Below are 14,441 nucleotides of genomic sequence, written 5' to 3'. Positions count from 1 at the left end.
TTCGAAGAGCTCCAGGTCGAACGCCACAAGGTCCGGACCTGCGTACGCTCCCGCAAGCTCCCCCACTCCCACCCCTGACGCCCCAGCACGGCGTGCCACTCAAACTTCGGTGACTTCGGTGAGACAACCTAATGATCACCAAGGTTCGCTGGCAAAGATCAAGGTTCGATGACACAGGACAGCGGCCCCCCTGCACGCCCGCCGTGCCACTGTCCCCTGATCCGCAATACGAGACACCTCTCTGGCCGGGTACGCCTCCCCCAAGCCACTCGACATCCCTTTCCAGCCATCATCGAACCGCGTTGTCGCGATCATGCCTAAGATCCTCAACACATCAAGATGAGTGTTGGGTCTGAAGCATGAGTGCTGGGTCGGGGGGCGCCGTGGGAGCCGGCGAGCAGCTAGTCACGATCGCCGCTGTACTGCTCGGCGCGCTGACGTCGTACGTCGGGAGCTACCTGTCCGAGCGGAACCGGACCAGGTACGAGCTGCTGACGCGCTGGGACGACAGGAAGCTCAGCGCCTACGAGGGCTACATCGACCGGATGAGGGCGGTCATCTTCCTGGCCGTCCAGCTCTACGAAGACCGCGCGGGAATCCGCGCAGCGGACAAGACGCAGGAAGAGATGCTCGTGGAGCATCTGGAGGCGAGCCGCCTGAGGGGACGCTCCTTCGAGCGGATCATGCTCCTCGGAGGCGACGACGTCATAGAGGCGGCCCACGAGCTCAACGCCATCGCCGGGGAGATCGACTGGCAGGCGACGGGCAAGATCGAGGGCACCTTGGAGGAGTGGCGCAGCCGCCACCGCTCCGTGTTCCGCGCGATCAACAACTTCCACGAAGCAGCCCGCACAGACCTCGGCGTCCAGGGCAACGCCACCGGCGAGAAGCATCCTGAGCGGGACCTACTGCTGCCGCCGGCGCGCTCCGAAGACGGCAACAGGGCATGAGCCTTCCCAGCTCGCCAGCCCACCAGAGACAGTCCGCAGCAAAGCGGCCGACTCATCTCGACGCCCCCCACAGCGGCCACCAACACAACAGCCAGGCTGAGAAACCACCTTCTTTACGGTTTCAAGGCGACCCGCTCCGCTCACCGCGCGCGGCCCGGCCCACGGCCGCTCCTGTCTCCGCCCCGCTCCAGCCCGGTCGGCGCCCGTACCGCGCACACGGCATGCAGCCACCTGATGTCAGAGAGGGGCACACGGGGCTGGGGCGGTCGGCTCCACGGCTTTAGGCAGCCGCGTTAGGTCAGGCCTCTACGATCACGGCCCCAACGTCATGCTTCAGCGGGCAGACCCACGGACTACCCGACGCGCCGCAAGCTTACGGGGCCATGATCACTCGCCCCACAGCAGCTCCAGCCCAAAGCTGTTCCGCCGACCTCGCAGGGAAGCTTGCGCATCGAGGACAACGTACGGATTCCGCTCGCCGCGGAACGTGCTGCGTGCCACCCTGATTCTATGACTCCGAACGAAGCAGCCAACGCTATCCAAGCAGATCCTCCACTAGGCGCCGCCAATGAGCCGCTTCTTCTACATGCGGGTGAGCTCGTAGTAACTCAAGACGGCCAACGATTCCCCGTCGAAGGGGTTATTCGATGGGAATGGCTACCTACGCCGCAAATTACGTATGAGTTCTCAACTGACAGCCCTGAACTCAACACGTGGGACATCACTGAAGAATTTACTGTTGAGATTCCTGACACAGTAACGATCGGCTCAGAAATCCTGTCCGACAATGAAGATTCAAAACCTCTTTTGCGCGCCAGTGGACGCATGAAGAACACGACTGTCGGCACTGGAGAGGATATTCGCAGGGTGACTTTTCACGTTCCGAATATGCCCGATGTGAACGGCCACTGGCTAAGTGAACCAGGAGGCAGGAGCTGGAATGGTCGTCTCGCATTCCGTGCCGCAGATTGGATGTTCATTCTGGATTCTCGCCCGGATCGGCGAGCCATCCGTGACCAACTCCGTGATCGTGGGGGGTACGCCACAACGCATACTGGCGAGCTAACTCGCCACGACAGTACCCCTATGTCACAGGAAGAGATTTCCAGCGCATTTCACCTATTGAGGTGCGTGCTGAGCTTCTCCTTTGGCCGCCAAATTACCCCGTGCCTCGGACTAGGATTCAACTCTGGCGGCGAAGTGGCCTGGCGAGACTGGAGAGTCTTCCACATCAGGCCCTGGTCTGGGGCACATCGACTGGTTGACGAGACTCGCTATTCCGATCTCGCCGATATCTTCTCGCTCGTGGGTGACCTATGGAGTGACGAATTCAGTCGCGACCTGCTGTCTAACGCAGTACATTACTACCTGGAAGCAAACGATCCGATGCCAGTCAACATCGCGGTTTCAGCTGGCCAGGCAGCGCTAGAACTAATGGCATACGAGAAGCTGGTCGAGGAAAACAGGACTCTAACCTCTAGTCAATACAAATCTGCGGCCGCCCACGAAAATATTTCAGCTTTGCTGAGAACCTACAGCATCGACGGTCAAATTCCTGCAATCCTTTCGAGGCTGAAATCTGCCGCGTCAGGCGCTAATCCTCCATGTCTCACAGGGCCAGAAGTTCTAACCCGAATGCGCAACGGCGTAATCCACCCATCCCGACATAAGCAAAAGTTTAGCACTGACGCATGGGTTGAAGCGTGGGAATTGACCTGCCAATACGTTTCCCTTGCCATCCTTGGCAGAATTGGATTCAATGGCTCGTACAGGGATCCGGTGGACCCAAACAAGTATGCTGGCGTGGTGTCCACTGTTCCATGGGTCAACGGCCAACCTGGCGGCAATTGAACTTTTGACGTGGCCCGCCGTAGCGCAGTAGGTACGTCTCTCGGTGACCGATCTATGTAGAGCTATCGGATCAGGGCGCTTCTGACACCTACAGCTGACATCAACAAGCGGCTCTCCCTGACTGACGCGTCAGTCGGCTGCAGCAGCTCCTAGCTAACACAGTTGGAAAAAGTGTGCCCCTGCTCTCGCCCACGCAAGAGGGCGGCGCATCCAACACTGGCAAGTTGCCTTATCCGCTTCCGTTCAACCCCGTTCACAGCCGCCCAAGGTCAAACCCTACTGAGGCCATTGGCGTCGCTTCACTAGAGTGCTGTGCGGCTACGCAGTTGGATCACGTTACTGTTGCTATTCGAAACGGAACGAACCGGGGCGTGAGGCAATTCGTCCACCGTGGCATGCTGCTCAAGCACCCTCATTGTGAGCTCTTCTGACCATGCAGCACCGCGCGCGGCAGCCGCAGTGCTCAGACCAGCACCGTAGTGAATCTCCAGCAACTTACGAAAGGCTCGGGGCTTCTCCTGTGGGACGTGTCCAGGTTCTTGACGATTCCACCCGCGGGCGCTGATCTGCTTGTACAAACTAATTGCGCGCTCTTGGTCAATCACGCCAATCTCCCTGGCGCCGCGAATGAGGCTTTTGATGGACACCCCCCACTGCGTCTTCAGCATGGCGAGTGCGCTCAGCGTAGGACGTGCCGGCATCACCTGAGCGAGTGCAGAGCGCGGTGTCAGGAGTTCCGCAGCGAAGGCATCCGCCTCCGCTTCAACAGAGCTTCCCGTCTGCCCTGGTTTATGCAGAACAAGGTGACCCAATTCATGAGCGACCGTGAAACGTGCCCTGTCTCCAGGAGTGCCGGAAAGAACGGCGATGATGGGCTCGGAATCTCGCCATGCACAAAATCCATCTAGATTCTCTGTCTGAAAAGGCAAACCTAGAACGGTAACGCCGGCCCGCTCAACTGCAAGAATGAGGTAAGGGAGCGGCTCGTTGGGCGTAAAACCCAAAACCGACCTAGTCTCCGTAGCGGCCCGAGCAGGGTCCATGCCATGCATTATGGGGATCCGACAAGGGATCGACCGCGCGCTGGCACTCAAGTTGCTGTATTCTTCGTAAACTAGCTTCGCCCATTGAATTGCCGCTGTTTTTGCCCGCTGGGTGAGTCGGCTGCGGGCTCGAAGTTGGGGCGATAGAGCCTCAAGATTTACTGTCGGCTGACGCCGGAAAAAATCAACAGAAACTCCAAATGTCGCAGCCAGAAGAGCCTCTGTCTCCTCATCTGGCTGCGCACTCCCCTTCTCGATCCGCGAGAGCTGGTACTGCGACATCCCGGGGACGACACGGGCGAGCTCGCTCTGCGTCATCTGGTGCATCTCTCGCACCTGCTTGACGCGCTCGCCGTGGATCATGTCGGTTAGTCTCCTAGCTGCCTGTACTGCTGGTCCGGTTCGAGTTCGTCGAGGTCCGCGGCCCGAAGAGTCGCCATGCCCTCAGAGAGCTTGCCAACCCAGTCAACCCTCAGACTGTTCCGCTTGTGACCGCCCCCAGTAGGCCGCACGAGCGTCATCGGATCAACCAAGCTACCCGCGTCATCCCTCCACAAGAGCAGCAGGTTATCTGTCTCCAAGCCGGGGATGGCGGACCCCGCAGCCTGGCCCCAAAACGCCTGCCTCCTCTTTGAGCGCCCAGGCAGCGGGATAGTCACCCCGCCGGTCCTGACGTTCTCACTCGGCCGCAGGATGCGCACTGCCATGCTCCGGTAGAAGAGCAGCAAGCCTGACATGGCGTACAGAGGACGCCCCTGTTCGGTCTCGGCCTGCAGGCCAGCAGATCGCAACTGATCGATCGCAATGCGGCGAGCGGTGTGAGCGTAGTGCCACGGGTCGTCCGACCTGACCAGGCCATTGTCAGTGTGGTGCTCATTGGCCGCGTCGAGCCCTGCCTTCAAAGCACTGAAGATCGGCGGGATGACAGGCTGCAGCTGCCTCACCGACTCTACGTAGGTTGCCATGCGCATAATATGCCACGCAAGTTCACACCCTGTCTGCCCCGTTTCCAGGCGCTTGATCACAACTCGGAGCGTTGCAACGCGCTCTCTGTGCTCTACGGGCTCCCGTCACTCGGGGTCGGTCGACGGCGGGGTTGCCTCCCGCGCCGTATATCCAGGACGCGCGTTCGTGCCGGAGCAGCACTTAGTTAAGGCCCAGACCATCACGATGGGAGTAAAAGCGACGGGTGGATGGGATGGCGTGTAGCTGTGGCACGCGCGCCGTCGGGCAGGCCAGCAGGGCTTAAGAACAGCGCGAGGGCGTCGGTCGCGCCCGACGAGCTGCTCGTCATCGCCCAGGCAAGCGAGTCGTGTATCTCGCCCGGGCGGTCCGGTGAGGTACTTCCGTGTAAGCACGTAGCGGTCCGCTGCCGACGGCGGTACACACCGGCCTCGGGCCAGGCCGCGCCGGTCACTCCGCGGGCGGCCCGTCGAGGTACGCGTTCACGGCCTCGATGAAGGTGTCGATCTGCTGGCGTGCTCGCTCTGAAATGACGTGGAAGGGTTCCGGCCCGTCCCGTTCCGGCCAGAGCGCGGGCCATGTGAGTTGCATTTCGAGGCGACGCAGATCCCTGGTGGGCAGGAGGCCACTACTCACCATGTTCGCCCATACCGATTGCTGCATGAGGTTTCCGCGGAGCTCCGGCCGCAAGAGCTTCGCATAGACCGCTTTCGCTGTCTGGTTCCCTTCGTGGGCTGCGGCCAGTAACAGGAACTGGGGACGGCTCTGCCGGTGGACGTATAGGACGTGGCCGAAGACGTCGTTCACCGTCTCGTAGGCAACAGCCGCGACATCCGACAGTGACTTCGGCCCCTCGATTCGCACGACGGCCATGGCGCGCCACATTGCCTGGCGAATCTGCGCGGACTCGTCGAGGTCGAGTACCTCATAAGAGGTCGAGAGCTTCCGGGCCTCTCCCAAGGCGCGTTCGGTTTCGACGACGAAAGTGACGGCTGCCTCGCGGCGGTTGCTGTTACGCCAGTGGTCGCGAACCGATTCGGCGGCCAGTTCGGCGGCCTGCCGTGCGGCACGGGCTTGACGCAGGCCGACGACGAGCGCGGCGAGTACGCCGAGGACCGCAGCGCCTGAGGCGACAAGGGCAGCGATCGTCTCGGCCTGCATGGTCAGCATGATGCCCGTTGGCGCGGGGGCGGGGAACATGCCGCCAAGGAGGGGCATGACGAAACCTCGCCACGCGGGCAGGGCTCTGCGGGGGCTCGCTGCTGCTCAGGGGCGGTGCCGCTGCACATCCAGCAGGTGACGGGTCGGTCCGCGGCATCTATGTGCGCCTCCCGGCGCCCCAACAGCGGCCGCTGCACTGAGTACCAGTCGGTTGGCGCCGCCCTCCTGACCCTTTGCCGTGTCGGCCGACCCCTCTCTGGTGCGGCCGCAAGCGACCGTCGCTTTCGGTTCGATGGTATAAACCCTCGGTGTCCGCACCCTTAGCCGACGACACCCCTGGCCCGATCTGCCGGCCCCGGCTCTGGGAGAAATTTGGGAGAAGATCTTCTCCTGTAGACCTGCATACGCGCTGTCAGACCAACTCATACCGACGGTCTGACCTGCATTCAAATCCCGCCACCCCGACTGAAGAAACACCAGGTCAGCCCTGGTCTTCCGGTAAGGAAGACCAGGGCTGAGTGGTTTCCAGGGCCCTGTTGGGAGAGACTCGGGAAGAGATCTTGGAGTGCGCCTCCGCTCGGCCCGCTACCGACAGCCAGTCAGGGTCTCCCGCAGGGGATCGTTGAACACGGCCACGAATGAGGTAGGACACAACGTCGGCCGGGCATTCACATCCGCCCCGCCCTACGTCCCGCCTCCAGCACGTTCACAGCGGGCGGCAGAAGCCGCATTCCGCCTCGCGCCAACCAATCCACGGGAGACCAGCGGCCCACGCACGCTATGACATCCGTCACTCTGGGCATACTCGTCGCGTACGGCAGCGGTTTGCGACTTCAATGCTGCGCGTCGGCCGACGCCTTGTCGAGGATGTCACGCACATTGTGAACCGCAAGGCGCAGAAGGCGGCATGGAGACCTCACGGTTACCTTCACCGTTTCGCCGGTGATCAGCACGTGGCGTTTTGGGGCACGGATGCGCCAGCCCCGCAGCCGTGGGCACTATTGGCGTCTCGGCCGAGTGTCCGTCAATGGCGCAACGGTTGCTGACTGCCCTATCGGGTCACGTCGCATCCCGCACGTCGCGCGGCCACTGTGCCAAAGGCAAGGGCTCCTTGAGGGACCGTCAATACCAAGTGGTAGATCTTACAGACCGCGTCGTCACGGGCTGGGGGACGACGCCTGACCTGTAGGGGGATGGACGATGACCGTCTTCGCTCAACCGGCGAGCTTGAAGCGGGCGGCTGTGCGCGAACACTACGAGGAAACGATCCTGCAGCCCGTTGCCTTCGACCAGCACACAGACTTGCTCGATGCCCAAGTGCTGCAGGACTTGGACAGACTGTTTCCCGGCGGGCGGGCGCAGTTGTGGGGTGTCACGCCAGGTATTGGTGATGCCAACCTGCCTCAGATCAGGAAGATGCAGCCTGGGGACACCGTCTTCTTCTCCGGTAACAAGCGCCTGTACCTCGTCGGCACTGTGGCCTTGACATGGCACAACCCTCAGCTGGCCCACCGTCTGTGGGGCGTCGACGATCGGACTGAGCAGACGTGGGAGTACATGTACGCCCTGGATGGCGTTCGAGGTATCGACTTTCCCATGGAGGAGATTCGCTCTCTGCTGGGGTGGAAGCCCAACCGGAACATTCAGGGATTTGTTGCCCTGCGGGGGTCTGACGGTGAGATGCTCACGGACCTCGTGGGCTTTGAAGCAAGTCCACCGGCCCTTTCGGTTCCGGGGCAGGGCGAGCGTGCCAAGTCAACTGACGGGACGACAGAGGGCCCTACAGATATACGTGCAGAAGCTCAACGCCGGGCCGAACAGGGACGAATAAAGAAGGCATTGCTACCGGGAGCAGAGGGTGAGTGTGCCCTGTGCGGCCGTACGCTGCCCCGAGAATTTCTTGTCGCGGCACACATCAAGAAGCGCTCGGCCTGTGACGATGCGGAGCGCTGGGACATCCGCAACGTCGCTATGCTCGCGTGCCTCCTGGGCTGTGACAGCCTGTTCGAGCATGGCTTCATCACCGTGGAAAGCGGGGGCGTCCTCAGGATCAGCCCTGTCATACAGAGCGCCCCAGCCGTGGCCAAGTACGTCAAGGAGCACTTGGCCAACTGCACCACACCCTGGTGGTCGGCAGAGCGTGAGCAGTACTACTCGTGGCACCGCTCGCACATCTTCCAGCGAGGAGCTCTCACACCCCAACAGGTGAGCGGCTGATTGCCTGGCGGGTGCGCGTCAGGGGAGCGGCATCGCGTTGATGCGGGGGGCCAGTTCGCGGGCGAGGGTGGTGGTCAGGGCTCGGAAGATGGCTACTTCGGGGTTGGGGTCGTGGGCGCGGGCTGCGAGGTGGCTGGATTCCGGTGGGGCGTCCAGTACGGGGACGAAGACGGCACCGGGCCAGTTGTAGTAGCGGGCGAAGGAGCGGAGGCCGGAGCCGGCGCCGTGGCCTGTGAGGACGCCGGTGAGGACTTCCTGGGGGAAGAGGGCGATGCTGCGGCCGCGGCGCGCGGCATCGTTGCGGAAGTAGAGGTACTCCTTGAAGACCGCCGGCGTGTGGTCGGGGACCCGGAAGATCGGCAGGTCGGCCAGGTCGGCGACGCGTACGCCCTCCGTGCGGGCGTCGGCGAGCGGTGCCGAGGCGGGGACGACCACGATGCGCTGCTCGGTGAGGAGCACGTCGCCGACCAGCCGGTCGTCGTCGGGCATGGGGCGGATGAAGGCCAGGTCCACACGGTCTTCCACGAGTGCCGTGACGTGTTCGGTGAAGTTGAGCTGGATCACTTCCACGGGGACCTCGGGGCGCGCCCTGCGGTAGGCGTTCACCGCGGCCGGGGTGATCTCCGCCGAGCCGTGCCCCATGATGCCGACGCGCAGCGGGCGCGCGGTCGTCTCGCGCTCCCGGCGCACCGCCTCGTGGACGTCCTCGACCGCCGCGTCCGCCGCGGCCAGCAGCGTGCGGGCGTGCTCGGCGAGGCGTACGCCGGCGGCGGTCGGCCGTACCGGGTTGCGGTGCAGGAGTGGGGTGCCCAGCTCGTTCTCCAGGCGGCGGATGTGCTGGGTGACGGCGGGCGGTGAGAGGAAGAGGCGGGCCGCCGCCCGGCCGAAGTGCTGTTCCTCGACTACGGCCAGGAAGGAGGGGAGCAGCCGGAGGTCCATGAGTTCCCAGGGTACGGCGGGGGCGCGGCCGGCGCGGAGGACCGTTCACGATTCGTGAAGGCGGGCGGCGACAGGCGGTCGGTGGCTCGTACAAAGGGTTCCGTGACCGATACCGCCGACGCCGTACTTGCCCGGACCCCGACCGCCCCCGCGCCGCCTGCCCCTCGCCGGTACGGGCTGCGGACGGCGTTGATGATGACCGCCTCGGGGTGGAGCGCCAACCAGTTCGCCGCGCTGCTCGGCGCGTACCGTGCCGGCGCGGGGCTGTCGGACGCCGCGGTCAACGCGCTGCTCGCGGTGTACGCGGTGGGGCTGATACCGGGGCTGCTCGCCGCCGCCCCGCTCTCCGACCGGTACGGGCGGCGTCCGGTGGCGCTCGGCGCGCTCGCCCTCAATGCGGTGGCCACGCTGCTCCTGATGCTCGGCGCCGGCTCGGTGTTCTGGCTGGGCCCCGGCCGGCTGCTCACCGGGATCAGCGCCGGGGCGCTGCTGGCGGCCGGCGGGGCGTGGGTGAAGGAGCTCTCCTCGCCGCCCTACGCGCCGGCGGGCACGGAGACGGTGGCCGCCCGGCGCTCGGGCGTCTTCGTCTCGCTGGGCTTCGCCTCGGGCGGGCTCGCCGCCGCGCTGATCGCCCAGTGGGCGCCCCACCCGATGGTGCTCGCCTATCTGCCGCATCTGGTGCTGGCGGTACTTGCGTGGGGGCTGGCGCAGGGGAGTCCGGAGACCTGTCCGGTGGGCCGCGGACGTACTGCTGGGGGTACGGAGTTTGGACGTACCGCCCAGGACACGGCCTCCGGGCGTACTGCTGCGCGTACCGGCGCCCGTACCCCCGCCGCACGCCCCGGCTTCTGGCGCGCCCTGCTGCCCATGGCCCCCTGGGTGTTCGCCGGGCCGATGGTCGGGTTCGCCACGCTTCCCGGGCTGGTGGACGGGGGTCTGCGTGGGTGGGAGGTGGTGTACGCCGGGGTGGCTACCGCCGTCGTTCCCGGTGCCGGGGTGGCGGTCCAGCCGCTGGCCCGACGGCTGAGCCTGCGCAGTCGGCTGCTCAGCGCGGTCGCCGGGATGCTGGTGATGGCCGGGGGCTTCGGCCTCGCCGGGGCGGCCGCCGCGTACCAGCAGCCGGTGCTCGGCCTGGTCGCCGGGGCGGTGCTGGGCGCGGGGTACGGGCTGGTTCTCACGTACGGGCTGGGTACCACCGCCGCCCTCGCGGCGCCGGGCGGGCTGGCCCGCCTCACCTCGTACTTCTGGAGTCTCGCCTACCTCGGGATGTTCGCCCCGCTGCTGCTCAGCATGCTGGGCAATACCTTCGCGGTGCCTGGCCTCCTGGCCGGCGCCGGGGTGCTGGCGGTGGTGTGCTGTGCCCTGCTCGTCCTTCTGAACCGGCCCTGCCGAGTGGGAACCCGGTGAACCCGGGTTCCCACTCGGCGCCGTCTCAGCCCTCGCCCTCCAGCTCGCCCTCCGTCTCCAGGAAGATCTCGCGGAGGGCCTCGATCGCGGCCGGGTCGGGCTCGGCCCACATGCCGCGCGACTCCGCCTCCAGGAGGCGTTCGGCGATGCCGTGCAGGGCCCAGGGGTTGGCTTCCTGGAGGAACGCGCGGTTCTCCGGGTCCAGCACGTACGCCTGGGTGAGCTTGTCGTACATCCAGTCGGCGACGACGCCGGTCGTGGCGTCGTACCCGAAGAGGTAGTCGACCGTCGCGGCGAGCTCGAACGCGCCCTTGTAGCCGTGGCGGCGCATCGCCTCGATCCACTTGGGGTTCACGACGCGCGCCCTGAAGACGCGCGAGGTCTCCTCCACGAGGGTGCGCGTGCGCACCGTCTCAGGGCGGGTGGAGTCGCCGATGTACGCCTCGGGGGCGGTGCCCCGCAGCGCCCGTACGGTGGCCACCATGCCGCCGTGGTACTGGAAGTAGTCGTCCGAGTCCGCGATGTCGTGCTCGCGGGTGTCGGTGTTCTTCGCAGCGACGGCGATGCGCTTGTAGGCCGTCTCCATCTCCTCGCGGGCCGAACAGCCGTCCAGGCCGCGGCCGTACGCGTAGCCGCCCCACACTGTGTAGACCTCCGCGAGGTCGGCGTCGGTGCGCCAGTCGCGGGAGTCGATGAGCTGGAGCAGGCCCGCGCCGTACGTTCCCGGGCGGGACCCGAAGATACGCGTGGTGGCGCGGCGTTCGTCGCCGTGCTCGGCGAGGTCGGCCTGGGCGTGGGCGCGTACGAAGTTCTGGTCGGCGGGCTCGTCGAGGCCGGCGACCAGGCGGACCGCGTCGTCCAGCAGGCCGATGGTGTGCGGGAACGCGTCCCGGAAGAAGCCGGAGATGCGCAGGGTGACGTCGATGCGGGGGCGGCCCAGCTCGTCGAGCGGGATCGGCTCCAGGCCCGTCACGCGGCGCGAGGCGTCGTCCCAGACGGGGCGGACGCCGAGCAGCGCGAGGGCCTCGGCGACGTCGTCACCGGCCGTGCGCATCGCGCTCGTGCCCCAGAGGGACAGGCCGACGGAGGTGGGCCAGTCGCCGTTGTCCGTCTTGTACCGCTCCAGGAGGGAGTCGGCGAGGGCCTGGCCGGTCTCCCAGGCGAGGCGCGACGGGACGGCCTTCGGGTCGACGGAGTAGAAGTTGCGGCCGGTCGGCAGGACGTTGACCAGACCGCGCAGCGGCGAGCCGGAGGGGCCGGCCGGTACGAAGCCGCCCTTGAGGGCGTGGACGACGTGGTCGAGTTCGGCGGTGGTGCCGGCGAGGCGCGGGACGACCTCGCGGGCGGCGAAGTCGAGGATGTCCGCGACCTGCTGACCGTGGTTCGCCGCGATGTCCGCCACCGCCGCCGGGTCCCAGCCCGCGTCCTCCATCGCCTGTACGAGGGCGCGTGCCTGCTCCTCGGCCGCGTCCGCGGTCGTCCGGGTCGCCGCCGACTCGTCCAGGCCGAGCGCCTCGCGCAGGCCGGGGAGGGCGGACGTGCCGCCCCAAATCTGGCGGGCGCGGAGGATCGCGAGGACCAGGTCGACGCGGGGTGCGCCGGTCGGCGCGCCGCCGAGTACGTGCAGGCCGTCGCGGATCTGGGCGTCCTTGACCTCGCACAGCCAGCCGTCGACGTGCAGCAGGAAGTCGTCGAAGCCGTCGTCGTCCGGACGGTCCTCCAGGCCCAGGTCGTGGTCGAGCCTGGCGGCCTGGATGAGGGTCCAGATCTGCGCGCGGATGGCGGGCAGCTTGGCCGGGTCCATGGAGGAGATCTGCGCGTACTCGTCGAGCAGCTGCTCCAGGCGCGCGATGTCACCGTACGAGTCGGCGCGGGCCATCGGCGGGACGAGGTGGTCGACGAGGGTGGCGTGGACGCGGCGCTTGGCCTGCGTGCCCTCGCCCGGGTCGTTGACCAGGAACGGGTAGATGAGGGGCAGGTCGCCGAGCGCGGCGTCCGGGCCGCAGGCGGCGGAGAGGCCCGCGTTCTTGCCGGGCAGCCACTCCAGGTTGCCGTGCTTGCCCAGGTGGATCATGGCGTCGGCGCCGAAGCCGCCGTCCTCGGCAGCGGCGGCGATCCAGCGGTAGGCCGCCAAGTAGTGGTGCGAGGGCGGCAGATCGGGGTCGTGATAGATCGCGATCGGGTTCTCGCCGAAGCCGCGCGGCGGCTGGATGAGGATGAGCAGATTGCCGCGGCGCAGGGCCGCGAGCACGATGTCGCCCTCGGGGTTGCGGCTGCGGTCGAGGAACATCTCGCCGGGCGCGGGGCCCCAGTGCTCCTCGACGGACTTGCGCAGCTCGGCGGGGAGGGTCGCGTACCAGCGCTTGTAGTCGGCGGCCGGGATGCGGACGGGGTTGCGGGCCAGCTGCTCCTCGGTGAGCCAGTCCTGGTCGTGGCCGCCGGCCTCGATGAGGGCGCGGATCAGCTCGTCGCCGTCGCCGGAGACCAGGCCGGGGATCTCCTCCTCGGGCCCGAAGTCGTAGCCCTCCGCGCGGAGGCGGCGCAGCAGTTCGACGGCGGAGGCCGGGGTGTCCAGGCCGACCGCGTTGCCGATGCGGGAGTGCTTGGTCGGGTATGCGGAGAGTACGAGCGCCACACGCTTGTCGGCGGGCGCGATGTGGCGCAGCCGGGCGTGACGTACGGCGATGCCGGCGACGCGCGCCGCACGCTCGGGGTCGGCGACGTACGCCGGGAGGCCGTCCTCGTCGATCTCCTTGAAGGAGAACGGGACGGTGATCAGGCGGCCGTCGAACTCGGGCACGGCGATCTGGCTGGCCGCGTCCAGGGGCGAGACGCCCTCGTCGTTCTCCTCCCAGTCGGCGCGCGAGGAGGTCAGGCAGAGCGCCTGGAGGATCGGTACGTCCAGGGATGCGAGCGCGCCCGCGTCCCAGGACTCGTCGTCGCCGCCCGCGGAGGCGGCGGCGGGCTTGGTGCCGCCGGCGGCCAGTACGGTCGTGACGATGGCGTCGGCGTCCCGCAGCCGCTCGATGAGCTCGGGCTCGGGGGAGCGCAGCGAGGCGACGTACAGCGGCAGGGCACGGCCGCCGGCTCGGTTGATCTCCTCGCACAGTGCCCGCACGAAGGCGGTGTTTCCGCTCATGTGGTGGGCGCGGTAGTAGAGCACCGCGACGAGCGGGAAGTCCGGCTGCGTGCCGGGCAGCGGCAGATGGTCCTCCAGCTCGCCCCAGGACGGCGCGGCGGCCGGCGGCTCGAAGCCGTGGCCGGTGAGCAGCACGGTGTCGGAGAGGAAACGGGCGAGCTGCTCCAGGTTGGCGGGGCCGCCGTGCGCGAGGTACGCGTGTGCCTCGGCGGCGATGCCGACCGGGACGGTCGAGGCGGCCATGAGCTGGGCGTCAGGGGCCTGTTCACCGGTGAGCACGACGACCGGGCGGCCGTCGGCGAGCAGCTGGTCCAGGCCCTCCTGCCAGGCGCGGATGCCGCCGAGGAGGCGTACGACGACCAGGTCGCAGCCGTCGAGCAGGCCGGGCAGCTCTTCGAGGTCCAGCCGGGAGGGGTTTGCGAAGCGGTAGCCGACGGGGCCGCTCGCCGCGCGGGCGCTCAGCAGGTCCGTGTCGGAGGTCGACAGGAGCAGGATCCGGCGGGTCTCGGGGTTGGGCTCCCCGGAGGAATGCAGCATGCGGCGTCGGGCCTTCCTCGGGGTCCGCGCCCCGGGCGGTGTCGGAATGGATTTCCCCTGCTCGGACGGGACCGAGAGCGGAGGAAAGGGAGTTCCTGGCTCACCCGGCCGCTGGGGCCGGGCTCACAGTGGCGGGACCGCGCCGGATTCGCACCGGGCTTCCTCCCCTGTCGCCGTCGCCGGCGATGGTGACGGACCGGATGGCCCGCCGTGAGCATAGTAAGGGCCGCTCCC

9 protein-coding genes and 1 riboswitch are annotated in these 14,441 nt (G+C 66.8%); of the genes, 4 read left to right on the top strand and 5 right to left on the bottom strand.

Features of this window, described 5'->3' with window-relative positions; genetic code table 11:
- Positions 1-359: 359 nt before the first annotated feature.
- Together IF04_RS0121225 and IF04_RS38800 are read left to right on the top strand one after the other, a co-directional pair.
- Positions 360-950, top strand: a complete 591-nt coding sequence (locus IF04_RS0121225; protein WP_051831414.1) for a hypothetical protein — start codon at positions 360-362, stop codon at positions 948-950.
- A gap of 510 nt (positions 951-1,460) precedes the next feature.
- On the top strand, positions 1,461-2,801 hold the full coding sequence (locus IF04_RS38800) for a YopA family protein (RefSeq protein WP_157847688.1): 1,341 nt from the start codon (positions 1,461-1,463) through the stop codon (positions 2,799-2,801).
- A gap of 302 nt (positions 2,802-3,103) precedes the next feature.
- On the opposite strand, the gene IF04_RS37635 is transcribed toward IF04_RS38800, so the two are convergent.
- From IF04_RS37635 to IF04_RS0121215, 3 genes are all read right to left on the bottom strand, one after another.
- On the bottom strand, positions 3,104-4,207 hold the full coding sequence (locus IF04_RS37635) for an ImmA/IrrE family metallo-endopeptidase (protein ID WP_037960062.1): 1,104 nt from the start codon (positions 4,205-4,207) through the stop codon (positions 3,104-3,106).
- A gap of 5 nt (positions 4,208-4,212) precedes the next feature.
- Positions 4,213-4,809, bottom strand: coding sequence for a hypothetical protein (locus tag IF04_RS0121220; RefSeq protein WP_157847687.1), 597 nt, complete (start codon positions 4,807-4,809; stop codon positions 4,213-4,215).
- 448 nt (positions 4,810-5,257) lie between these two features.
- Positions 5,258-6,025, bottom strand: coding sequence for a hypothetical protein (locus tag IF04_RS0121215; protein WP_030259994.1), 768 nt, complete (start codon positions 6,023-6,025; stop codon positions 5,258-5,260).
- 1,143 nt (positions 6,026-7,168) lie between these two features.
- Here IF04_RS0121215 and IF04_RS0121210 point away from each other — a divergent pair.
- On the top strand, positions 7,169-8,185 hold the full coding sequence (locus tag IF04_RS0121210; RefSeq protein WP_051831413.1) for an HNH endonuclease: 1,017 nt from the start codon (positions 7,169-7,171) through the stop codon (positions 8,183-8,185).
- Between the two features lie 18 nt (positions 8,186-8,203).
- Here the strand turns inward: IF04_RS0121210 and IF04_RS0121205 are convergent, their stop codons facing one another.
- Positions 8,204-9,124 carry a LysR family transcriptional regulator gene (locus IF04_RS0121205; protein ID WP_030259986.1) on the bottom strand — a complete coding sequence of 307 codons (921 nt, stop codon included), beginning with the start codon at positions 9,122-9,124 and terminating at the stop codon, positions 8,204-8,206.
- 102 nt (positions 9,125-9,226) lie between these two features.
- On the opposite strand from IF04_RS0121205, the gene IF04_RS0121200 reads away from it, so the two are divergent.
- Positions 9,227-10,531 carry an MFS transporter gene (locus IF04_RS0121200; RefSeq protein WP_051831412.1) on the top strand — a complete coding sequence of 435 codons (1,305 nt, stop codon included), beginning with the start codon at positions 9,227-9,229 and terminating at the stop codon, positions 10,529-10,531.
- A gap of 25 nt (positions 10,532-10,556) precedes the next feature.
- Here IF04_RS0121200 and cobN read toward each other — a convergent pair whose 3' ends face one another.
- A complete protein-coding gene (gene cobN / locus IF04_RS0121195) occupies positions 10,557-14,207 on the bottom strand; it encodes a cobaltochelatase subunit CobN (RefSeq protein ID WP_051831411.1) in 3,651 nt (1,216 codons plus the stop codon).
- Between the two features lie 89 nt (positions 14,208-14,296).
- Positions 14,297-14,372, bottom strand: a riboswitch (cobalamin riboswitch).
- Between the last annotated feature and the right edge of the window lie 69 nt (positions 14,373-14,441).

Origin of the sequence: Streptomyces violens (assembly GCF_000717745.1) — a bacterium.
GTDB lineage: Bacteria > Actinomycetota > Actinomycetes > Streptomycetales > Streptomycetaceae > Streptomyces > Streptomyces violens.
Note: the sequence above shows the minus strand (reverse complement) of the source record. Positions and strands in the feature narration are given on the sequence as shown.

Excerpts from the sequence above, each read along its gene's own strand:
- IF04_RS0121225 (WP_051831414.1), top strand. The coding sequence starts at position 360 with ATGAGTGCTGGGTCGGGGGGCGCCGTGGGAGCCGGCGAGCAGCTAGTC.
- IF04_RS38800 (WP_157847688.1), top strand. The coding sequence starts at position 1,461 with ATGACTCCGAACGAAGCAGCCAACGCTATCCAAGCAGATCCTCCACTA.
- IF04_RS37635 (WP_037960062.1), bottom strand. The coding sequence starts at position 4,207 with ATGATCCACGGCGAGCGCGTCAAGCAGGTGCGAGAGATGCACCAGATG.
- IF04_RS0121220 (WP_157847687.1), bottom strand. The coding sequence starts at position 4,809 with ATGGCAACCTACGTAGAGTCGGTGAGGCAGCTGCAGCCTGTCATCCCG.
- IF04_RS0121215 (WP_030259994.1), bottom strand. The coding sequence starts at position 6,025 with ATGCCCCTCCTTGGCGGCATGTTCCCCGCCCCCGCGCCAACGGGCATC.
- IF04_RS0121210 (WP_051831413.1), top strand. The coding sequence starts at position 7,169 with ATGACCGTCTTCGCTCAACCGGCGAGCTTGAAGCGGGCGGCTGTGCGC.
- IF04_RS0121205 (WP_030259986.1), bottom strand. The coding sequence starts at position 9,124 with ATGGACCTCCGGCTGCTCCCCTCCTTCCTGGCCGTAGTCGAGGAACAG.
- cobN (WP_051831411.1), bottom strand. The coding sequence starts at position 14,207 with ATGCTGCATTCCTCCGGGGAGCCCAACCCCGAGACCCGCCGGATCCTG.